Source organism: Halocatena halophila (assembly GCA_027563145.1).
Lineage (GTDB): Archaea > Halobacteriota > Halobacteria > Halobacteriales > Haloarculaceae > Halocatena > Halocatena halophila.
In genome coordinates this window covers 1805985-1827932 of the sequence record CP071306.1, presented here as the reverse complement: position 1 = coordinate 1827932, position 21948 = coordinate 1805985, and the positions used below count along the sequence as shown (strand labels likewise).

Here is a 21948-nt window from a genome sequence, read left to right as displayed (position 1 = left end):
TTTCAACATTTTTTCGAAGCAACTTATCCAGTGTGAAGCCCTCTCCATCAGCATGTACCAGTTCGTCGATGGGGAGTGGGGCGATCCGGCGGCATTGACGGACGAAAATGGAGATTTCGAGCGAGAAGCAACCACGTTTCGGTCGCGGGTGTCGGCCGATGCGAATGCTGAGTTTCCGGTAGCGAGCGGTCGGTATCACCTGTACGTCTCACTCGCCTGTCCGTGGGCACACCGGACGCTCATCACACGAGCGCTCCGAGGGCTTGCGGACGTGATCAGCGTCAATGTGGTCGATCCGTATCGCGATGAAAACGGCTGGCAGTTCACGCCGGAAAAGGCAGGCTGTACACCCGACACCGCCACCGGAGCGTCATATCTCCGGGAGCTGTACGTGGCTGCCGATCCGAACTACACCGGGCGTGTAACTGTGCCGGTGTTGTGGGACAGGAAAACGGAGACGATCGTCAACAACGAGTCCGCAGAGATCATGCGAATGTTCGATACGGCGTTTGCTGAGTTCGGGCGCTCGTCGGTGACACTCTTCCCTGAGGGCTACCGAGAAGAGATCGATCGGCTGATCGAGTCGATCTACGGGCCGATCAACAACGGCGTCTACCGGGCTGGGTTTGCGACGACCCAGTCGGCCTACGAATCGGCAGTAGACGAACTGTTCGACGCACTCGATCAGTACAACGAGCTGCTCTCAACGCAGCGGTATCTGGCCGGCGATCGGCTCACCGAAGCCGACCTGGCAATGTTTACGACGCTCATCCGATTCGATGACGTCTATCACACCCATTTTTTCTGTAACCGGCGAAAAATCAGCGAATACGACGCGCTGTGGAACTACTGTAAGGAGCTCTATCAGCTACCTGATGTGGCACAAACGGTGAATCTCAAGCACATCCGAGAACACTACTACCGAACCCACACTGATATCAACCCGAAGGGAATCGTCGCCGTTGGGCCGGGCCACGATTTTACAGCGCCACACGATCGCGATCGCTTCGCGGGTGGACCACCCCCAGAGCTCACTCGGTAGCGAGCCAGCGATCGGAGTACGATTCGCCACACGTACAGGCCCCGTACGCGTGGATTACGTCACCCTCCGCGTAGATGCCGCCCACGTCCTCGTTCTGTGCTTCACCGAACGCGAGCACGAACCGAAGCTCGTGTGGATCGCTCGGGTCGGCCACGGGACAGTCCCCGTGCGTGCAGTCGTGTTCGATCGTTCCTTCCGTCTCCATTGCGCCGCTTGCGAACGTCATCGCCGGCACGCCAACCGCCTGCTCGAAAACGGTACGGCCCTTCTCTCCGGAGAGGACCAACACGACACCATCGTCGACGGTGTCGCCGTACTCTGTTAGCTCCTCAGCGTTCGACACCACCGCATCGGACAGATAGAGCAGTACGTCGTCCAGGCGCTCACCGGCCAGAAACGATCGTCGTCGCTCGTTCATACGAGCGCTACCGGTCCACAACGGAAAAGCCGACCTACTCGAGTTCCTCGGCAATCGAGGCAAGCGAGTCGTCGGGTTTTGAAACTGGGGTGTACACCGCAGACGCACCCGGCACCCGAATGCCGTACTGATGGCCGGGCTCGATAACGTCAATATGGACCGACCGACCGAATTCGAGGTCGCTATTGGCAAACCACTCACGGAGCCGATTGGATGCGTCCGGATCGCGACTGCGTGCGAGTCGTGCGTTGTCGTAGACGCTCCGAAGCTGTGGAACGCCCTCGAAGTTGTGATCGAGCAGTCCACGATACTGGCTGTCAGAAAGCGTCACGTGAATCAACCCCTCTGGAAAGAGCGAGGGCTCTTCGGGGAAGACCAGCCGTGGATGGGCTGTCGATCCCGCTCGTTCGATCGTCGCCCGGACGGTCTCAATCGAGGGATGATCGTGTTGAATACGCGCAGACACAATAAAAAAAGAAACTTACTCCTCGTCGTCGCCGAGCAGCTCGTCAATCGACGCGTCGCCGCGCTCGGTGATCTTCGCGTTGATCTGTCTGGTCTCTTCGCTGATCTCGCTGCCGCGAACGGTCACACGCTTGCGCTCGCCCTCGACCGACGGGTTGAATCCGACGCCGTCGGTGAGCAACAGCTTCGACAGACTCGATCCGGAAACGTCGGCGCGCATTGGCCGTCCGGCGTTGTCCGACCCGCCCGTGAGCTCAACCGAATAGCCATCGAGACCAACGGCACCGGCATCGACCTCGTCGCCGAGTTCGCGGCCAATAAAGCGGTTTGCAGTTTGTCCATCGACATCGAACTGGTAGGTCGCCCCGGCATCCGGATCAGCGACGGCAACCTGAAATTCAGCCATATCGTTCGTGAGTCGGTCAGGACCCAAAAGCGTACTGAAACGAAGCGTCAATGTGTCGTCAAAGACAAGAGTATGCTCTCCGAGGACGAGATATGGACCGCGATCGGCTGCAAAGCGCACTCGATGCGTTTGCCCCAAAACCGCCAGAACGACGCGTCGTCGTTCGACAGGCGATCGATCTGGCGGATTCAGGGCGGTATACGGCAGACACCGGCCACGAACTCACCATCTCGGTGATCGAAGGAAATCTGCGTGATGCACCGGAGGAGTCGCTCGTCGATCGGTGGAACTGGTGGATCGGTTCATTGACCGTCGCCTACGGTGGTTACGAACGGTTTCAGGTCCGAGCGATCGACGAAGCCTAACACAACGCCCGCACTCAGGCGACGAGCAGGTTCTCGCCACGCTCGACGACGATCCGGCATGGCGGTGAGAGCTTATTGTACGCACGACGGAGTGCCTCCTTGGCGACTGGTGCCTGATCGGGCTCACACCAGATCGTAAACAGCCGCTCGCCGTTTTGGATGCGTGCGGCCGTGCCAACGATCTTGCCGAACGCCTGGCGCATACCATCGGAAACACGATCTGCGCCGGCACCCGTCGCCTGTTTGTTCTCCCGAAGCACCTGGTGAGGGAACTTCCGGAGGATCATCTTGTAGTTTTTCTCACCAAGCTCTTTGATCAGATGTCGGTTCGCAGAGAGACGCGCAGCTTCCATCGAGCCGTGACGGACCTGCACCGGCTCTTCGACTTTGAGACTGATCTGAACCGGATACGACGCTGGTTCGGCGTCAATTGCGCCCATCTTATACTGTGCGATCTTCGAACCGGGAATGCCTGTGATGTACTCCCGTCGCGTGTACGACGGCTTATCGATATCCCGGTACATCGTGGCGGGCTTATCGGCCATAGTACGCTAGATCACGCCCAGACTGTGAATAAACCCTTCGAACCAGTCCGATATTCTGGTGGCCCCAACTGCCACTATACAATGAATTTCAGATTTTTTGATATCACAGTATAATTTTATAATTCATTTAAAATTATGAAGGTTGAAGTGGTTGCTTCTCATTTCCATGGATATCGTATGAGTGGGGATGCTGAAGAGTCGAGCGACGTAACCGAGGAGCTGGCACAGGCCCAGCAGGCTCGATCCGCGGATCGGATCGAGTTCTACGGGGGAAAATGGATGAGTGGGTTGCCCATCGCGCTGTTTATCGTATGGGCGATCGTCCAGAGTGGAATTTTGCGAATCAGCGATACCACAGGACTGGTAGCGGGGATGTTGCTCAGTCTGATCGCGGGGATGTTGTTCGTGCGTGGGGACTGGAAGACCTACGCCAACACGGTGTTCGATGGAATGACCCAGCGCGTGGCTGCGACGGCGATCGTCGCCTGGCTGTGGGCGGGCATGTTTTCGGAGACGATCCAGGTCGGTGGATTCGTCTCGGGGCTCGTCTGGGCGGCGGACGTGTTGAACGTCGGGTCGGCGCTATTCCCGGCGGTGACGTTCGTGTTAGCGGCGTTGCTCGCAACGGGGATCGGCACTGGTTACGGGACGACCGTTGCGTTCTCGACGCTTATCTTTCCGGCTGGCGTGCTCCTGGGAGCAAACCCGACGCTGTTGTTCGGTGCGATTCTCTCTGGAGCCGCATTCGGTGACAACCTCGCGCCGGTGAGCGACACCACGATCGTGAGCGCCGTCACCCAGGAGTCAGACATCGGTGGGGTGGTTGCCTCCCGATTCAAATACGCCATCGTTGCGGCAGTGCTGGCATTTATAGCGTATCTCGTAGCCGGGCAGTTTATGGGGGGTCAGGAGATCGCACAGAGTGCCCAGGATCTGTTCGTGCAAAACAGCGAGCCGATCGGTCTCGTGCATCTGCTCTCGATGTTCGTCGTGATCACAACGGCGATTATGGGCCGGCACATCATCGAAGCGATTTCCCTGGGGCTGATCGTCGCGATGATACTGAACGTGGTCCTGGGGCTCGCATCGATCAGCGACATGGTCGTGTTCAAAGTGTCGAATCAGTTTGCGCTCGGGCAGTCGCTTTCAGGATTGCCGATGGTTGAGCTGGTTGCGCCCGCAGACACCGGCGTCGGCGGGAGCATCTACAGTGGCGCTGAGGGCTTTTTCCCACTGGCAATGCTGGTGTTGTTGATCGTCGCTGGCTCTCGGATCATGATCCGCGGAGGCGCATTCGAAGCGCTCCAGGAGTGGCTGCTCACACGCGTGGCCACCACCGTCCGTCGGGCCGAGGTCGTGATGGTTATCGGCACCGGGCTGGTCAATGCCATGATCACGATCAACACGGCAGCAGAGATCACGATCGCGCCGTATATCGCACGGATCGGCGAACGATTCAACATCAACGGCTATCGGCGCGCAAACATCCTCGATGCAAACACCACGGCGATGGGCTACATCTTCCCGTGGGCGGGTGGCGTGCTCGTCGGCTACGCCGCAATCCAGAATCTCCCGGGGCAGTTCGACTGGTTTACCCAGTCGATGGTCGTCAATCCGGCGAAAGTTGTTCCGTACGTCTTCCACGGCTGGCTCCTGTTCGCCGTCTTTCTGGTGGCGGCGGTCACCGGCTTCGGGCTGGAGTACGTTACCGACCGTGAGTCCACGGAGGTGACCAGGGTATGAGCTTGCTCGAAAAATATCTCAAAGGCTGGCAGTTCAGAACGAACACGCCGGCGTTCGAGCCGGGCGAGTCGGTCGAGCTGTTCGTGTTCGATGTCATCGATGGGACGCCCGTTGCGAGTGTCGGCGATACAAAGCTGTTCATCGAGGATGCCCCACCCGAGCTCGCTGGCTCGCGGGCAATCGTCGAAATCACTAGCTTCGACGACCAGGAACACACTGGATCGGCAAAACTCCTCGAACGTCTCCATCACGACGCCGTCGAGTGAGCAGTAGCGAACGTTTTTGTCCATCAACGTCTGATTGTGTGCCTTGATGTGAGTGTGAACAGAGGAATTTGTATCCAGTCATTAAGAAAAATCGCGATTGTTGTTACCAGAGAACTTAAGTTGTATACGAATTACGATACATCCATAATGTCCGGTAGAGAATCAGTATCACGGCGAGGATTTCTGAAAGCAACGGGAGGTGTCGCAGCGGCGGCCGCACTCGCGGGCTGTTCCGGTAACTCCGGTGGTGACGATGATGGTGGCACCGACGGCGACGGTGGCGGCTCAAGCGGTCCAACCGATATCGGCGAAGTGAACGAGGATCTCGTCGTTCGAGCGAACAACTCGACGATCACGACGTTCGATCCGATCGCCGCCGCCGATACGGCATCGGGACGAGTGATCCAGCAGCTGTTTGATCCGCTGACGAACTACGTGAACGGGAAAAAGACAGCCGAAGCGCTGCTTGCCTCGGACTACGAAACGTCCGAAGACGGGAAAACCTACACGTTCACGCTCAAAGAGGCTACATTCCACAACGGGGACAAAGTCACCGCGAACGACTTCGTCTACTCCTTCGAGCGGCTGGCGACCTCGAAGAACTCCCAGCGTGCGTACTTCCTGCTCGACGATCTTGGCGTCACCCACGAAACCGACGGAGAGGGGAACTACAAGCCAGGAACCATCGGTGTCACGGCCAAAGACGAGACTACCCTGGAAATCAAGCTCGCACAGCCGTTCCACGCAGCGCTTCAGTTGCTTGCCTACACCTCCTTCGCCGCAGTCCCCGAGGGCGTTGTCGGCGACATCGACGGCTACGATGGGGAGATGAAATACGAGAAGTTTGCCTCGTCCAATCCGATCGGTGCTGGCCCATACCAGTTCGAAAAATGGAAACAGGGCACCGAAGCCTCCGTCACCCGCTACGACGACTACCACGGTGAGGTCGCCACGAACGCCGGCATCCACTGGACCGTGATCGAGGACTCCACTGCAAGTTTCACCACGGCGATGGAGAAGAAACACGACCACTTCAATATCCCAACCTCGAAGTTCGACCCGAAGAAGATGAACCTCGAGGGTGAAGCCGACGATCTCGGCCGAAAGACGGGAACGTACGAGACCTCCGAGGTCGACGAACGCGTCAACGTGATGGTCCGACCGGTTGTCAACACACGCTATCTGGGGTTCAACATGGACAACGTCCCCAAACCGGTTCGCCAGGCGATCGCCTACATCATGAACCATCAGGAGGTCAGCGAGAGCGTGTTCAAACAGCGCAAAACGCCAGGCTATCATCTGACGCCAAAAGCGGCCTTCCCTGGCGGTCCCGATTCGTACACTGCCCACGCCAAATCCGGTAAGGGCTCTGTCACCGAGTACGGAAAGGACGGCTATCCGTACGGCTACAACAAGACGATGATGAGCGAGGCGAAAAAGGTGATGAAGGACGCTGGCTACGGCGAGAACAACAAAGCCGAGCTCACGCTGTCCCATTACAAAGACTCCACCTGGAAAAACCTCGCCGGGAAAGTGCGGGATAAGGCGGCCTCGGCGTTCATCGACGTTACCGTCAAGGAAATGGAGTTCTCCACGATGCTCGAGAACGGTCTCAACGGCAATCTCGACATGTACACGCTCGGATGGGTCGCCGACTGGCCAGCGCCGGACAACTTCCTTGCACTGCTCTACCCGCCACGGACGGACACGAGCTCGGAAGCACCGTCGTCGTACATCAACTGGACGTCTGAGAACGGTGACGCGGCCGACGTGGCCACCAAGGCGTACGAAACGGTGATGAACAACACGGGTCCGGGCGACGAGGCACAGCAAAAGCGCGAGGAAGCGTATCTCGAGATCGAGGAGGCCAACTGGGAGGATGTTGGATTCATCAACTTCGCCCATGATAAGGGCTACACCTTCTGGTACGACTGGCTGGAGTTCCCAAAACCCGGCTCGATGGGAATCTCTCGACAGATGAAAAACCAGTACAAAGTTCACGAATCTGACGCACGGCCCGAATAACACCGGGCGCGTCGCGTACTCGTCTCTTGTAGTTCTATGATCGCTCAGTATCACACGCAACGGGGGAACAGTCGGTCCGGCAGTAGCAACGCTGTACTGTCGCATCACGAACAATCACGGGGGAGCAACACGCCATGAGTCGCCACCAATATCTCGCACGGCGAATACTGCTCTCATTTCCGGTGTTGATCATCGCCGGCACCATTGCCTTCGCGATGGTGTATCTGGGGCCAATTGATCCGGTAGTGGCAATTCTCGGCCAGCAGTACACGCCGGAAGCCGCGGCCCAAATCCGAGAAAATCTCGGGATGAACAAGCCGTTGTGGGGGCAGTATATTAACTTCATGACGAGCATGTTCACTCTTGATCTCGGACAGTCCTGGGTGATCAACCCGGGACAGTCGGCCAAAAACGTGATCTGGAGTTACACGCCACGGACGATCTGGCTCGGCTTCTGGGCCGTCCTCATCCCGCTGTTCATCGGCATCCCAATGGGATTTTACGCCGGATTAAATTCGAACTCGTGGAACGACTATCTCACCTCGTTCGGGGGGATCGTCTGGCGGGCCATGCCGAATTTCTGGCTGGCAGTCATCCTCATGACGATTTTGGCCAACTCTGAGCAGATGTTTGGCTTTGACTGGGCGGGATGGCTCGTCCCCACGGATATCGTGACCCCGCCGGATCTGGCGTTTCTCGCTTCGCCAGCTGACGCGCTGTTCGAGCCAGCGTCGTTCTGGTGGACGCCTGGCGACGACGGCTCGTTTGTGGGCGCGCTCAAGCAGATTCTGCCAGCTGCGCTCGTGCTCGGCTCTGCCTCGATGGGCAACGAAATGCGTATCGGCCGAACTGCAGTCCTTGAGACGATCAACTCGAACTACATTGAGACGGCCCGTGCGAAGGGGCTGACGCGTCGTGTGATCGTCTGGAAACACGTGTTCCGAAATGCAATGATTCCACTGGTGCCGATTATCACCTCCGAGGCTTATCTGCTGCTTGGTGGGTCCGTGCTCGTCGAGCTTGTGTTTGCCATCAACGGAATCGGCTACCTGTTCTTGCAGTCGATCATCTCGGGCGATCTGCCACTGGCTGGAACGCTGATCTTCCTCTTTTCAGTGTTGTTGATCGTGATCAATATCGCACAAGATTTCCTCTACACCGTGATCGATCCACGGGTGGGGTACCAGGAGGACTAACGTATGGGTGTCTCACACGCTTCATCGACGAAATCGCACAGCGAAACTGAAGATGACCGACGGCTCAGGGAGCGGATTCGGGAAAACCCTGGGCCGGCACTCCGGTGGGCGGCGGGAATGTTCCTCCTGTTCATCGCCGAGGCCGGCGCGCTCTTTCAAACGATCGGACGATTGCTCGTCGCAGTAACGGAGAATCTTCCCGGAACGCCTGGCGTCGAGACGGCAAACTGGCTCGCCTGGAAGGCTCAGACGGTCCCGACGCTACTCTCACGGGAGACGATTCCGAACCAGGGCCACTGGAACGGTTCGGAATGGGTTGGTACGTTCGCCGGCCTCGAACCGGCACAGGCCTGGGGTCTTCGACTGGCGTTGATCTATCTCTATGGCTGTCTGTTCGTGCTCGCGCTGTGGTATGGCTATCTCACCTACCGCTCTGCGTATCGAACGATGGATTGGACGCCCAGAGACGACCAGCTCCGGCGGCTCCGGCACAACAACTGGGGAATGTTCGGATTGACTGTCGTCATCCTGTTTTTGATCATGGCGGCGTTCGCCCCTGCGATGAGTCCGACAACCATCGATCAGAACATCCAGGAGCCCTACAGCTACGAGATCTCCTACTGGAACGACGATCTTGGCCAGGTATCGACGATCCTGGTCGGTGATGCGAACTTCCAGTCCGTATCGAAAGGAAATCCCAGCCAGAACGTCGGCATCATGCAGTCCGACGACTTCGGACGGTTCCATCCGTTCGGAACGATGAACAACGGGAAGGATCTGTTCACCATCATCGCGTTTGGTTCGCGGATCAGTCTCTTCATTGGTGTGACGGCGATCTCCATCGCGGGAACGATCGCCACGCTGCTCGCGCTCGCTACCGCATATTTCAAAGGACTGGCCGATTTGACGGTGGTGCTGGTGAGCGATTCGATCCAGTCAGTTCCCTCGCTCATGTTGTTGATCGCGGCCGGGTATTTGTTCTCGGACACCTGGGTTGCAACGCTGTATGATGGTGCAGTGTTGCTTGCCCTGCTGTTTGCGCTGATCTACTGGCCGGGAATGTGGCGAGCAATTCGCGGACCGTCGTTCCAGGTCGCCCAGGAAGAGTGGGTTGATGCGGCACGGAGCTACGGCCAGCGGCCGCTGCGGCTCATGCGAACGCACATGCTCCCCTACATCATGGGGTATCTGCTCGTGTACGCCTCGATGAGCTTTGCCGGCGTCATCATCAGCACTGCCGGGCTCTCGTTCATCGGATTCGGCATCAACGCACCGACGCCATCGTGGGGACGGGCGATCAATGCGGGACAGCCGTTCGTCGCACAGGCCTCCTGGCACATTTCGTTGATTCCCGGTATCCTGATCACGATCCTCTGTGTTGGGTTCAACGCGCTGGGTGATGGCATTCGCGACGCGATCGATCCAGAAAGCGATACTGATCCCGGCGAGGGTGAGGGCGGCGCAGCAGGCGGTGGTGCCTGAATCGTAATCAACGAACGTCCAGAACCCTTACCACAATCGTTATCAAATAACCATCCATGCCAGAAATCTCCGAGAACGACCAGACTGAAGCCATCGCAAAGAGCGCTGCCCGCAGTGGCGACGCCTGGCAGCAGACGCTCGAGGATATGGACGGGCTCGCCACCAGACGAGAAGAGCTCGGCTGGGAAACCGTCTGTATTGCGGCCGGCGACACCGGAACGGAAACGCCAGACGCCGGCGACACCGATCGGTACGGGCTTGTGCACGTCATTCCGGGCAACGAGGCGGACGCGTTTCGGGATGCGTTTGGGCGCGGTGAGTTTCCCCGATATGACGTGTATCGCGGGACCACCGAATCGTGGGCGTTTCTCGTGACCGAGCTGCTCGATCCGGGGACGGAAACCGCAATCTACATCGCGGGGAGCTTCATGGCGATCGAGGCCAGAGAGCTCGCCGTCGAAGCGCGTGCCCGAGAGCAGATGTACACCCACGTGCAAAAACTCGATGGAACACATCTTGGTTCGTTCGAACACGACGGCTACGAGAAGTTCTTCCCCGAGGCCGATCGCATCGTCGAGACGCTCGGCGACGAGTAAGCCTACGGTGGTTCATACGTTGCGACGCGAACGCGGGTGTCATTTGTCATCGCGAACAGCGAGTCGTTCGTCCGGCTGAACGTCAGCCCGCCGGCAGTTACCGATTCGTTCGGTTGTGGGAGCAGTGTGTGATCGATCGCCGTGCCGTTTTCGATCACGCTGAGGCTGAACCGATTACCGGATGAAATTCTGACACGCCGACCGTCGATAACGGGCGACGCCGTACTCGGCGGTGCTGTATGAACGAGTTTCTGGGTTGGGCCGCTTTTTAGCATCACCGTGTACGTCGAGCGATTGCCAACCGGCGACCACGCGCGACGGGAGGCAGTAACCGGTGTCTGCCAGCCAACGTCACCGATCCGGATCGTCGTCTGGCCGCGATGAGCGAGTTCTCGAGTCGTTCGTTCTGGCCACCAGAGTTCTTTGTCCTGATTCACGACGATCACGCCACCGGTGGTGACGTTCGCGAGTTGCCCAACGAGTGGGAGTCGAACGCTGTTGATATACTGGTGTGGAACCTCCTCGGCGTAGCCGATCGTGTAGCCATCCACGTCGACCGAACTGTTTTCGGTGAATCCGGGAGTGCCTGCTGGCACTGACGTGAACCCGTACGGAACCGCCATAAACGCGAGTACCACCAGCACAGAGACCACGAGTCCCGAACCGACAGAGCGATCCCAACGGGCCACAGCGGTGCGATCGACCGCCAGCGCAAAGAGGAGACCCGCTAGCACGCCTCCGGCAACGCCGACGGCGCGATACAGCGTGAACTGGCCCCCACCAACCGGTAGATAGAGTGCCCATAGCCCTTCCATCGCGGTGAGAAGCAACGTTGCTCCCCAGACGACGACCGGTCGAGTCGTGCGATTTCGTCGACGGACCACCCAGAGTCCCAGCACGACGCCGAGAAACAGCCCCAGTAGATGGCCATGAATCGAGATGCTCGCCCACCACGGCGTGACGTAACTGGAGTGGCCACCGCTGGTCACCACGGGTGACACGATCGCCCGGTAGAACAGATCGAGTACACGACTGCTCAGTAAGGCCAGCACCGTCCCGATCGGCCGACCGAGCAGGGTGAATCCAACGTATGCGAAGACGACGCCTGAGTAGCCAATCGTCGGTCCGAGTGAGAACAGACCGGAGAGCAGTCCAACGAACAGTGAGCCACCGATGAAACAGCAGATTCGCCCCGGAACCGTGCCAAAGAGCCAGCGCCGGAGCCGACCGCCGGTTCGGTGTGGCCGCCGTGAATAATGACCCCAGTGATACTCCGCAAACGTTCCGACCGTGAGGGTTCCCAGTAGATTTCCCAGCAGATGGCGAACCGAAGAGTGTGCAAACGAGGAGCTAACCATTCCCTCCGGATCGAAATACGACCATGAGCGAAACGGAATCGTCGTTGGCGGGGTGGCCCATCCCTGCTGGACGGTCCAGTAGAACACACACAACCCCACCGAAAGGCCCAGCGTGCCGATCGGGACGCCCCAGAACAGGCGCTCACGGCTGTGGCGATGGATCGTCCACCCACGGCGGCCAACGGCGACACCGATCGAGCAGACGAGCACAACAGCGAGCAGCGCGAGTGACGCGCTGTCAGCAGACCAGTCCCCGAGCTGCGCTGCCATACTACGGGGATCGGGTTCCAGCACGGAATAATCGATGGTGGCTCAGAGTGGTTCGTCGCCGTCGATGATCCGCTGGGCGCGAGCTGCAAGCTGGGGGACACCGTCGCGCATCCGTGGATACATCGGATCGTCGGAGTTACCTTCGAGATACCGACGGAAGAACATCTCACCCAGCGCGGCGAGTTTGTACACGGCAAGTGCACGGTAGAACCGATCGTTGCCGTACGTAAAGCCGGTAGCCGACTCGTAGCGCTCGATCAGTGCCTGCCGTGTGGGATATCCCGGATGGTCCATGAACGTATTCGAGAGCGACTCGGTCGCCGTTGGGGGCGCTGGATCGTCAGGGTCCCACCAGTATGAGAGCATCCACCCCAGATCCGTGAACGGATCGCCCAGCGTGCTCATCTCCCAGTCGAAGACGCCGACGATCGTCGGATCATCGCCAGGACCATACATCACGTTGTCCAGCTTATAATCGCCGTGAACCAGCGTTGACGGCGTTGTTTCGGGGACATTCGCGGCGAGCCACTCGCCAACGTCCGTAAGCGTCTCGACCGCTCGTTCGTCGGCCGTCACCGCGCGTGCCCACTCGATCTGTTTTCGCCACCGATGCACCTGTCGCCCGGTGAACCCGTCGGGTCGGCCAAGCTCCGAAAGGCCAACCGCCGCGGGATCGACCGAGTGAATCGCGGCAAGCGTATCGACCAGTTCCGTCCCGAGCGCCTCGCGGGCAGCGTCGTTCTGGAACCGATCTGGGACTGTCGTTCGCAACACGTCGCCCGAAAGGCGTTCCATCACGTAGAAATCGCTGCCGATGATATCGTGGTCGGAACAGGCCGACACCGTTGAAGCCACCGGTACCGGCGTCGCAGAGAGTGCATCGATCACGCGATACTCGCGAAGCACATCGTGGGCGGTCTCTGCGGTCTCGCCCGGCGGCGGGCGACGAACGACCAGCTCGTGTTCACCCCATGTCACGAAGATTGTCTCATTGGAGTGACCCTCCTGGTGGTGTTCGAGCTCGTATCGGTTGGCCGGGCCGAGTGTGTCGGTAAGATATGCTTCGAGGCGATCCGTATCGACGAGACGATCGAAATACTCCTCACTCACTGGAAATCTCCCTCTATCCCACCTATGCCTCTACGATTGAATAGCTTCCCATCCATGAGGAATATCACCATGATAGAAACTCACACTGTCCGATAGATGTTTGGTGTCGTGGGTGATGACACGCACCATGGGACATGATTGCTCGTTTCTTTCGGCACTCGACGTGTCGTCGTCGTTCGATTCTGACGCCAGGGATCGTCACAGTGCAGATTTTGGGACGGAGGCCATTGGCGAACGGTCTACACCCGACGCGGTCGTTCGCCCGAAGACGACGGCCGAAGTGGCGACCATTCTCGAAGCGGCGACCGATCACGGTGTCCCGGTGACGCCGTACGCTGCAGGGACGAGTCTCGAGGGAAATCCAGTGCCGACCGAGGGCGGGATCAGCATGAACATGATGGCGATGGATGACGTGCTCGCCATCCGGCCCGACGATCTCCAGATCGACGTTCAGCCCGGAGTGATCGGTTCGCGAATCAATGAAGTGGCCGCCGAACACGGCTGTTACTTTCCGCCGATGCCGGCAGCAAACGACATTGCGACGATCGGTGGAATGATCGCCAACGATGCCAGCGGGATGACGACGGTGCAGTACGGCGAGGTACACGACTGGATTCTCGAACTCGAGGTCGTCCTCGCTGACGGCACCGTGCTCACGGCCGGATCAAAAGCGAGCAAGACATCGAGCGGCTACAATCTGAAATCGCTGTTCGTCGGAAGCGAGGGAACACTCGGGGTGATCACTCGGGCGACGCTTGAGCTCACGACCGAACCCACACAAAAACGGGGCGGGCGGGCAATATTTCCATCGCTCGAACTGGCGAGCACGGCGGTCACTGCGGCCGTGCAGGCGGGAATCGACGTGGCAACACTCGAGCTGATCGATTCGTTGAGCGCGGAGATAGCGAACGCACACGTTGGTGCTGGTCTGGCTGACAACCCGATGGTGTTTTTCGAGTGCCACGGCGTTGCCGGCAAGCACGCGATCGAGCAACTGAAAACGATCTTCGAGGAGAATCAGGCGAACTCGATCTCGCTTGCGAGCGAGGACGAACGAATGAGCGAGCTCTGGGCCGCACGGCGAGAGCTGGCTGTTGCCATGCAAGTGTACGATCCCACGCTGCGGCCGTTACATCCCGGTGACGTGACCGTACCGATCAGCCACTATCCCGATATCATCGCGGATGCGAAATCGCTGGGGGAAAAATACGAGCTACTCGTGCCGTGTTTCGGCCACGCTGGCGACGGCAACGTTCATTACACCGTCTTCGTCGATCCGGACGACGAACGGATGGTCGAGCGGGGTGAAGCGCTCTATCGCGAAATCGTCGAGCATGCGATCGAATACGGCGGCACTGCAACGGGAGAACACGGGATCGGGATCGGAAAACGGCCGTTTTTGCGGACAGAACACGAAGCTGAAGGTGTCGAAACAATGCGGCGGCTCAAACGAGCACTGGATCCGACGAACACGCTAAATCCGGGGAAAATCTTTCCAGACGATTGAGCACTCCGTGTGGGAACCGTCTTCAAACGGACGTTACTTGCCGAGCCCTTCGGTGATGTCGGCGAGATAGTCGGGGCCACAGTCATCGACGCGTTCGGCCGGAATTCCCACGACCGTACAGTTCGGCGGGACCGATTCTAGCACCACCGACCCCGAGCCGACGCTCGAGTTGTGACCGACCGTGATCGGGCCGAGCAGGGTAGCGTTCGCCCCGATCGTAACTTCGTCTTCGAGTGTTGGATGGCGCTTTTTTGGCTCGAGCGAGTCGCCACCTAACGTCACGCCATGATAGAGCATGACATCGTTGCCAATCTCTGCGGTCTCACCGATCACGACACCCATGCCGTGATCGATGAAGAATCGGCGACCGATCCGTGCGCCCGGATGAATCTCGACGCCGGTGAGAAACCGCCCAATCTGCGAGCACAACCGCGCTGTAAAGGTGAATCCTCGGTTGTGCAGCCAGTGGGCGATGCGATAGATCCAGATGGCGTGTAGCCCCGAATAGAGCAACACGACCTCCGCAGTGCTCGTTGCGGCCGGGTCGCGATCGAAGGCCGTCTGGATGTCTTCGCGGATCCACTCGAGCATGACAGTCTGTTACTGGGTTGCCGATGCATATAGCTTGTCGGTTCGATTCAGTCGGGACAAAACCGACCGATGGGGTCGACCTACGCGTTCTCGTACTCCTCGGGCGTGTACGTCGACAGTTCGAGCGCGTGAATGTCGGTCGTCATGTGTTCGCCGAGGGCGTCGTAGACGAGTTGATGCTGCGCGACGAGGGGCTCACCGTCGAACGCGTCTGCAACGACCGTCGCCGCGAGATGATCGTCGTCGTGTTCGCCCCGCTGGCGACGTACCGTCGCGGTCGCACCCTCGATACCCTCCTCGATGAGTTTCTCGACTGCAGCTGGCTCCATAGCCGTTTCCAGACACCGGTGACAGATAACATCGATGGCTACGGCCGTGACTCGTCCGGCTGATCCGTGTTGTAGCCCGTGATTTCACCGCGATAGACGACGCCGCGCTCTGCATCGAGCGTAATCTGGTCTTCGAGCGACTCGATCGCTGCGCCGCTGATCATCGGCACGCCGAGTTCGCGGGCAACGATCGCCGGATACCCGGTCATTCCGCGTTGTTCGGCGATGATTCCGCCAATCTTCGAAAGATCACCGGTGAACTGTCCGTCGAACGACTCCGGTGTGGCGACAATCGATCCCGCCTCGATCGAGGAAAGATCGCCGTCAGTAATGCGTTCGACCGTGTTGATGACAGTTCCTGCAACCACACACTGGCCGGTGGTGAGCACCTCACTGGCCACGTGGAGTTTCAGCAGGTTCGTCGCGTCCGTTCCTGGAAGGTCGGTCATCATGCCTGACAGCACCACCACGGTGTCACCGCTCTCGACGACCGGCGTGTTCAGTGCGGTTTCGACGGCCCCCTCGATGATCGTCTGGGCACCGCCAGTCGTGTACTCGGTTGCTCTCGGAATGATGCCGCGATACAACAGCAGCTGCCGTCGGACATCTGCATCTGGAGCCGAGGCGATAACGGGCACGTCCGGGCGATATTTCGCGGTTTTGCGCGCCGTGTATCCGGACTCGCTTGCGACGACGATCGCACGCGCGCCCGCATCCCGTGCCAGATAGCGTGCCGAGCGCGCAAGCGCGTCCGTGCTGGTACCGTTGGCCTTTGGAACGTGCTGTTCGCCTTTGACCTCGCGCTCTGCGCTGCGGACGATCTGGTCCATCGTTTCGACGACCTGGACGGGGTGGTCGCCGACGGCGGTCTCACCGGAGAGCATGACGGCGTCTGCGCCATCAAGCACTGCATTGGCAACGTCTGAGGCCTCCGCGCGCGTCGGACGGCTGGCAGAAATCATCGAATCGAGCATTTCGGTCGCGATGATGACCGGGATACCCGCCTGACGGCACTGTCGTACCAGTCGTTTTTGTATCATCGGGACGGATTCGATCGGACACTCCACACCCAGGTCGCCGCGAGCGACCATCACCGCAGCCGTTACATCGAGGATCCCTTCGATCGAATCGACCGCCTCCTGGCGTTCGATTTTTGCCACAATCGGTGTGTCAGCACCACGGGTTTCGATCGCTTCGGCGACGGCCATCACGTCGGCCGCGTCTTTCACGAAGCTCGCAGCCACGTAATCGACGCCGGCATCGAGCCCGACATCGAGGGCGGTCTCATCCCGCTCGGTGACAACCGAGCCAGCAAACGAGAGTGCGGGTGCGACGAGGCTTTTTCTCGAGCCAAGAGTGCCACCGCTTGTGATCCGAACGGTTGTGGTCAATTCGTCGCCGTCGGCCGTGAGCGATTCGACGACACCTTCGATACGACCATCATCGAAGAAGACACTCGCGCCAGCCTCGCCATCAACGATCGGTCGAGAGAGGCCAATTTCGTCGACAGAGAACGCTGTGCCCGCCGAGAGATCAAGGGTGTCTCCTGCAGTGAGCTCGACCGACTCCTCTGTGGTTGCCGTTCGGATTTCTGGACCCTGCAAATCGAAGATGATCGAGAGCGGGCGGTTGAGACGCGATTCGACGGCCCGTACGTTCTCAATCGTTTCTCGGTACTGTTGTGGATTGCCGTGGCTGGTGTTGATCCGCGCAACCGCCATGCCGGCGTCAGCCAGCGCACGGATCGTCGATTCGTCGTTCGATGCGGGGCCAAGCGTGCAAACCAGGGACGTAGCTCGCATACATATGGCCCATGGTCTCACAGAATAACGCTTTTTTCCCGTAGCATGGCGTGGATGGAGGCGTCGATTCCTTCCCGGCCGATGCCCGAATCTTTGATCCCACCGAACGGGATGTCACCGATCCCGTGGCTCGGTGGACCGTTAATGCGGACGGCACCAGCCTCAAGACGGTCTGCAATCGAGAGTGCGCGATCGTAATCGGCAGTGAACACACACGCATCCAGCCCGAGATCGGAGCCGTTTGCGATCGCCAGCGCCTCGTCCGTATCAGCGACCGATGCGACCGGCGCAACAGGACCGAACTGCTCTTCGTGGATGATGCGCGCGTCGTGTGGAACGTCTGCCAGCAGGGTGGGTTCGTACATCCGGCCGTCGTACTCGCCACCACACACCAGCTCGGCACCGCGATCGAGCGCGTCCTGAACGAGTTCGTCTACCCATTCGGCCTGCGATTCGGAGATCAGTGGCCCGATATCGGTCGCTTCCTCGAAGAGATCGCCGGCCTCCCATGTTGCCATCTCCGTCGCCATCATCTCGACGAGCTCGTCATGGACGGAGTCCTCAACGAGGACGCGTGACACGGCCGAACAGCGCTGCCCGGCGTATTTGAGTGCGCCTTTCGCACACGCGGGAGCAACTTCGTCGAGATCTGCATCCGAACAGACGACGGCTGGCGCATTACCGCCGAGTTCCATGTGCAGTGTCACCATTCCACTTACATCGGCTACGTGGTTCCCTGCACCCGACGAGCCGGTCATCGCGACAGTGTTGACGCGGTCGTCGCCAGCGAGAACGTCACCGATCTCGCTGCCGTGGCCGGGGACGAAGTTGAACGCACCAGTTGGCAGCTCGATTTCGCTGATCACGTCCGCGAGCATGGCCGCACTGACAGGCGTCTTCGAGGAGGGAGTTAATACCACGCTGTTGCCGGCGGCGAGCGCCGGTGCAACCTGGAGTGCAGTCGTTCCCAGCGGATAGTTGTACGGCGTGATACAAAGCACCGTCCCGACCGGCTCGTGTTTCACCAGCGCCTGCCAACCCTCGTGACCGGCGGTCGTTCCCTCGCGGTATTCGCCGTGCAGATGACGGATCTCCGAGGCCGCTCGATCGAAGCGCTCGGCTGCACTCTCGACTTCGCCGCGCGCGCTCGATATTGGCTTTCCCGCCTCACGAACGATGATCGTCGCTAGCTCTTCAGCCCGGTCGCGAATACCATCCGCTATTTGTTCACACCAGGACGCGCGCTCTGGGATCGTCGTCTCGGACATCGCTGCCTTCGCGCGATCGGCGGCTCGAAGCGCAGCCCGAGCATCATCAGCGTCCGCGGCTGCGACCCGCGCGAACGTCCCATCCTGGGCCCGGTCGGGAACCGAAATGTGGTCCGGGGTGCTCTCCCAGGCACCATCAACGTACAGGTGCTCGTCGTACCGCACAGAGTGGGTGGCCATAGTTGACACTCACCGGCCAATCTACAAAAGATTTACTCACATTGTACTAAATGGATCTGGCACCATTTCGAATGTGATACTCCATCCTATATTGTTGAAACGAAGATGATTTTCATCTATAATCTTATTTTTTATAATAAATTAACCTAGAAAATGATTGTCTGGTTGGACAGCAAATAACGGCATATGGTACGAGTGGCAGATCGACGAACGGTACTTCGGATGGTCGGAGCATCGATGGCGCTGGGTATGGCAGGATCCGCAGGAACCACCCCGGTAGCCGCCAAAACGACGGCACAGACACCGACGCTCGGAACTGACGTCACCTTCACAACGCTCTCGTTTGCTTCGGAGGGGATGTCTGGAAACGTGACCGGCGGTGTTACCGTCCAAGACGCGAACAACCTCATTACGGCAGGTGTTCAGGCCAGTGGGCTCATCACGAATCAATCCGGGCAAGTGTTTGGATTGCTTGGAACAGCCGTGGAGTTCAATGGAAATGGGAGCCAGGACGCACAGATCACATTTTCCGGGTCGTACAACGGTGAGCTGAAGGCCGGACTCGGACTGAGTGGGTCGTTCGTCGAGGTGAGTGCGGTCACCGAGTCGCCATCAGGCACACAGGAGTCTATAGTGCTGAACGATCGCCGTCGATTCGGTGCTGAACAGTACAGGTCTGATTTCCAACGGACACAAACGACCACACTTGAAGCAGGGACGCAGTATCTGTTCTACGTGTCGGCCACGCTTGGCGCGAGCGCAGAGGTTGGGACGGCCACGGCAGACTTTGGCCCACAGATCGGGGGCGCACAGACACCCAGCCAGGGAGTTGCACTCGACTCGATAGATGTCAATTTTCAGTGATCGTTCTCCAACAGCGACGCAAGATTCCATCGTCGGGCTCGCAACTGAACGGTCTGGCGGGTGGTTTCCTGGAGCGCCCTGATTCGATCGCTATCCTCGAGAAACGAGACGACGGTGTCGGTGTTCGTCGGTGCAGTGTTTGATTCGCGTTTCGAGTGGCGGCGTTTAGTTCGCTGGAGTAGTATCGAATCCCCGTCGAGCTGGGAGGCAGGGAGCGTTGGATCGACGGTTTCTGGGGCGCGATCGTGGATGCTACGGACGGTTGGACGAGAAAGCTGATACAGATCCACGCGACAGGGTCGATACGAGGCTATTCGTGAGAGGGCTGCCGTGGAATCCCACGAGGTCTGTGGGTGATAACAACAGCCCGGAACCCCGCCATCGAAGGTGATGAGACCGCGCGGAGCCCGTGGGGTTTCTGGCATAGAAAAGACGCCATACCCGGTGAGCGACAGATCAAGCGCGAGTGCGAGCACCGAGCTGACCGTCGAGACGACAGTGGAGCGACAGAGTCGACCCTGTGGGAGCCACATTATGGCTGCTCGGGAATGACCGCGCTCTGGAATCGATCGGCGATCGCCGTCTCATCACCTGGCCGGATTTCGAGTCGATCGGCAGCCCCGCGATAGGCGTCTGCAACCGATGACTCCGGGGCGTGTGCCAGCACCGGCTTTCCAGCACGCCGTGCTGCCTGTGGACTCGGTCGTTCGGGAATGCGTCCGATGATCGGCCCGTCGAAATACCGGCTTGCGGCCTCGCTGATCCGTTCGATCGGATCGGTCGGCTGAACGCGATTGAACAGCACGCCGGCGATCGACGTTCCGTACGCGGTTGCGTACTCCTGAACCTTCAATGCGTCCGAGAGCGACGGAATAGTCGGCTGAACGACGACGACGACTCGATCCGCGAGCACGACCGGTAACACAGCGCTTTTGGCACCCAGCGCAGGGGCCGAATCGAGTAACAACACGTCCGTGTCGCGCGCAAGCGTCGCTACCACACCCCGAAGGCGATCCGGATCAGCACGGCGAAAGCCCGACAGACTCGTCCCACACGGAACCACACGCATGCCAAACCGCTCGTACACCGCATCCGAAACCGGCACGTCGCTCCCGAGCACGTCGTGGAGCGTTGTCTCTACACCATCCAATCCCGTGTGAAAGAGCAGATTCGCCATTCCAGTGTCCGCATCGACCACCGTCACGTCGTAGCGATCGGACAGCGCCATTCCGAGCGCAAGCGTGCTGGTGGTCTTTCCAACCCCGCCTTTGCCACTCGCTACCGCGAACGCTTCGACCATTGGACCCGTCTGGACCCGGTTTCGTATTTAAACCTTGGCCAGAATCGACGGCGCTTTTCAGCTGTCCAGCCGAACTGTTCACACACATGGATGCGTTGGAGACTGCTGTGGTGATCGTCGGCGGAGGCGTTGCAGGTCGGGCGGCCGGGCTGTTTACTGCCCGCAACGGACTGGAGACGATCGTGCTCGACGACGGATCGTCCTTGCTCAGACGAAATGCCCATCTCGAGAACTATCCCGGCCTACCGGGCGGAATCAACGCTAGAGTGCTTCTCGAGCGAATGACCGAGCAAGCAGCCGATGCTGGCTGTCAGTTTGAAACGGCGACAGTCGATGCCCTCGAGCGGACGGCCGATGGGTTTCTCGCCACAACGGCCGCAGGCGAGCGCTACCAGGCGGAAAATGCGATCGTTGCCACGAAAAACGAGGTTGGCTATCTCGATTCGTTAGCAGGAGTCGAGATCGTCGATCGAGGGAAGTCGTTTGTCGCTACGGACGGGCGTGGTCGAACGGCTGTGGATGGGCTGTATGCGGCGGGTCGGCTGGCCGGAAAACCACACCAGACGATCGTGGCAGCCGGTCACGGGAGCGAGGTGGCTATCACCCTTCTCGAGGACCGTGAGGAACCGTTTTACCACGATTGGGTTGCCCCAGCGGGTTATTTCACTGGACGCGGACGAGATATGCCACCGGGCTGTGAGGAGATCGACAAAACGACGCGCCTCGAACGCGAACACGAGGGGCGACAACGCCGACAGCAGTTGCTCGAAGCACAATTGTCACCGCCGCCAGAACAACATCCGTCCGTCGAGCAGTAACG

At 59.3% G+C, this 21948-nt stretch carries 23 protein-coding genes; 11 read left to right on the top strand and 12 right to left on the bottom strand.

Translation table 11 applies throughout. The annotated features are described in order from the left end of the window. The first annotated feature begins 52 nt into the window (after window positions 1–52). Window positions 53–1042 carry a glutathione S-transferase family protein gene (locus JXQ78_RS09705; RefSeq protein WP_330630562.1) on the top strand — a complete coding sequence of 330 codons (990 nt, stop codon included), beginning with the start codon at window positions 53–55 and terminating at the stop codon, window positions 1040–1042. Here the strand turns inward: JXQ78_RS09705 and JXQ78_RS09700 are convergent. Genes JXQ78_RS09700 through JXQ78_RS09690 form a run of 3 tightly spaced genes read right to left on the bottom strand, consistent with a single transcriptional unit; the run spans window position 1032 to window position 2331 of the window. Continuing rightward, a complete protein-coding gene (locus tag JXQ78_RS09700; protein ID WP_330630561.1) occupies window positions 1032–1460 on the bottom strand; it encodes a DUF5807 family protein in 429 nt (142 codons plus the stop codon). The genes JXQ78_RS09705 and JXQ78_RS09700 overlap by 11 nt on opposite strands. A gap of 34 nt (window positions 1461–1494) precedes the next feature. Further along, complete coding sequence (locus JXQ78_RS09695) at window positions 1495–1926, bottom strand: DUF7112 family protein (RefSeq protein ID WP_330630560.1); 432 nt, start codon at window positions 1924–1926, stop codon at window positions 1495–1497. 15 nt (window positions 1927–1941) lie between these two features. After that, window positions 1942–2331, bottom strand: a complete 390-nt coding sequence (locus tag JXQ78_RS09690) for a 30S ribosomal protein S6e (RefSeq protein WP_330630559.1) — start codon at window positions 2329–2331, stop codon at window positions 1942–1944. Window positions 2332–2423: 92 nt separating this feature from the next. On the opposite strand from JXQ78_RS09690, the gene JXQ78_RS09685 reads away from it, so the two are divergent. After that, entirely contained in the window at window positions 2424–2696 is a 273-nt protein-coding gene (locus tag JXQ78_RS09685; RefSeq protein WP_330630558.1) for a hypothetical protein, read from the top strand. A gap of 14 nt (window positions 2697–2710) precedes the next feature. Here JXQ78_RS09685 and JXQ78_RS09680 read toward each other — a convergent pair whose 3' ends face one another. Continuing rightward, entirely contained in the window at window positions 2711–3241 is a 531-nt protein-coding gene (locus tag JXQ78_RS09680) for a 50S ribosomal protein L16 (protein WP_330630557.1), read from the bottom strand. Between the two features lie 177 nt (window positions 3242–3418). Between JXQ78_RS09680 and JXQ78_RS09675 the strand changes: the two genes are divergently transcribed. The 6 genes from JXQ78_RS09675 to JXQ78_RS09650 all read left to right on the top strand — a co-directional run bounded on the left by JXQ78_RS09675 (window position 3419) and on the right by JXQ78_RS09650 (window position 10549). Further along, window positions 3419–4984 carry a Na+/H+ antiporter NhaC family protein gene (locus JXQ78_RS09675; RefSeq protein ID WP_330630556.1) on the top strand — a complete coding sequence of 522 codons (1566 nt, stop codon included), beginning with the start codon at window positions 3419–3421 and terminating at the stop codon, window positions 4982–4984. After that, the gene (locus tag JXQ78_RS09670; RefSeq protein ID WP_330630555.1) at window positions 4981–5250 is read left to right on the top strand and encodes a DUF7513 family protein; all 270 of its coding nucleotides are present in this window, start codon (window positions 4981–4983) and stop codon (window positions 5248–5250) included. The genes JXQ78_RS09675 and JXQ78_RS09670 overlap by 4 nt, the downstream gene beginning before the upstream one ends. A 147-nt stretch (window positions 5251–5397) precedes the next feature. Continuing rightward, window positions 5398–7275 (top strand): ABC transporter substrate-binding protein, encoded by a 1878-nt coding sequence (locus JXQ78_RS09665; RefSeq protein WP_330630554.1) that lies wholly within the window; start codon window positions 5398–5400, stop codon window positions 7273–7275. A 134-nt stretch (window positions 7276–7409) separates the two neighbouring features. After that, window positions 7410–8471 (top strand): ABC transporter permease, encoded by a 1062-nt coding sequence (locus JXQ78_RS09660; RefSeq protein ID WP_330630553.1) that lies wholly within the window; start codon window positions 7410–7412, stop codon window positions 8469–8471. Between the two features lie 3 nt (window positions 8472–8474). After that, window positions 8475–9953: an ABC transporter permease gene (locus JXQ78_RS09655; protein ID WP_330630552.1), complete on the top strand. Its 1479-nt coding sequence runs from the start codon at window positions 8475–8477 to the stop codon at window positions 9951–9953. Window positions 9954–10009: 56 nt separating this feature from the next. After that, entirely contained in the window at window positions 10010–10549 is a 540-nt protein-coding gene (locus JXQ78_RS09650) for a DUF7529 family protein (protein WP_330630551.1), read from the top strand. Window positions 10550–10551: 2 nt separating this feature from the next. Here the strand turns inward: JXQ78_RS09650 and JXQ78_RS09645 are convergent, their stop codons facing one another. After that, window positions 10552–12177, bottom strand: a complete 1626-nt coding sequence (locus tag JXQ78_RS09645; RefSeq protein ID WP_330630550.1) for a rhomboid family intramembrane serine protease — start codon at window positions 12175–12177, stop codon at window positions 10552–10554. Window positions 12178–12219: 42 nt separating this feature from the next. Continuing rightward, window positions 12220–13287 (bottom strand): phosphotransferase family protein, encoded by a 1068-nt coding sequence (locus JXQ78_RS09640; RefSeq protein ID WP_330630549.1) that lies wholly within the window; start codon window positions 13285–13287, stop codon window positions 12220–12222. A gap of 127 nt (window positions 13288–13414) precedes the next feature. On the opposite strand from JXQ78_RS09640, the gene JXQ78_RS09635 reads away from it, so the two are divergent. Then, window positions 13415–14794: an FAD-binding oxidoreductase gene (locus tag JXQ78_RS09635; protein WP_407934046.1), complete on the top strand. Its 1380-nt coding sequence runs from the start codon at window positions 13415–13417 to the stop codon at window positions 14792–14794. Window positions 14795–14827: 33 nt separating this feature from the next. On the opposite strand, the gene cysE is transcribed toward JXQ78_RS09635, so the two are convergent. From cysE to JXQ78_RS09615, 4 genes are all read right to left on the bottom strand, one after another. Beyond that, on the bottom strand, window positions 14828–15385 hold the full coding sequence (gene cysE / locus JXQ78_RS09630; protein ID WP_330630547.1) for a serine O-acetyltransferase: 558 nt from the start codon (window positions 15383–15385) through the stop codon (window positions 14828–14830). Between the two features lie 80 nt (window positions 15386–15465). Then, a complete protein-coding gene (locus tag JXQ78_RS09625; protein WP_330630546.1) occupies window positions 15466–15714 on the bottom strand; it encodes a BolA family protein in 249 nt (82 codons plus the stop codon). Between the two features lie 38 nt (window positions 15715–15752). Beyond that, a complete protein-coding gene (pyk, locus tag JXQ78_RS09620) occupies window positions 15753–17516 on the bottom strand; it encodes a pyruvate kinase (protein ID WP_330630545.1) in 1764 nt (587 codons plus the stop codon). A 17-nt stretch (window positions 17517–17533) separates the two neighbouring features. Continuing rightward, window positions 17534–18964, bottom strand: coding sequence for an aldehyde dehydrogenase family protein (locus JXQ78_RS09615; protein WP_330630544.1), 1431 nt, complete (start codon window positions 18962–18964; stop codon window positions 17534–17536). Window positions 18965–19150: 186 nt separating this feature from the next. Here JXQ78_RS09615 and JXQ78_RS09610 point away from each other — a divergent pair, with 186 nt between their 5' ends. Continuing rightward, entirely contained in the window at window positions 19151–19828 is a 678-nt protein-coding gene (locus tag JXQ78_RS09610) for a hypothetical protein (protein ID WP_330630543.1), read from the top strand. On the opposite strand, the gene JXQ78_RS09605 is transcribed toward JXQ78_RS09610, so the two are convergent. Both JXQ78_RS09605 and JXQ78_RS09600 read right to left on the bottom strand, forming a co-directional pair. Next, window positions 19822–20361, bottom strand: a complete 540-nt coding sequence (locus tag JXQ78_RS09605) for a hypothetical protein (protein WP_330630542.1) — start codon at window positions 20359–20361, stop codon at window positions 19822–19824. The genes JXQ78_RS09610 and JXQ78_RS09605 overlap by 7 nt on opposite strands. Beyond that, window positions 20361–21128: a nucleotide-binding protein gene (locus JXQ78_RS09600; RefSeq protein ID WP_330630541.1), complete on the bottom strand. Its 768-nt coding sequence runs from the start codon at window positions 21126–21128 to the stop codon at window positions 20361–20363. Before JXQ78_RS09600 ends, JXQ78_RS09605 begins: the two co-directional genes overlap by 1 nt. A gap of 86 nt (window positions 21129–21214) precedes the next feature. On the opposite strand from JXQ78_RS09600, the gene JXQ78_RS09595 reads away from it, so the two are divergent. Continuing rightward, the gene (locus JXQ78_RS09595; protein ID WP_330630540.1) at window positions 21215–21946 is read left to right on the top strand and encodes an FAD-binding protein; all 732 of its coding nucleotides are present in this window, start codon (window positions 21215–21217) and stop codon (window positions 21944–21946) included. Window positions 21947–21948: the final 2 nt, after the last annotated feature.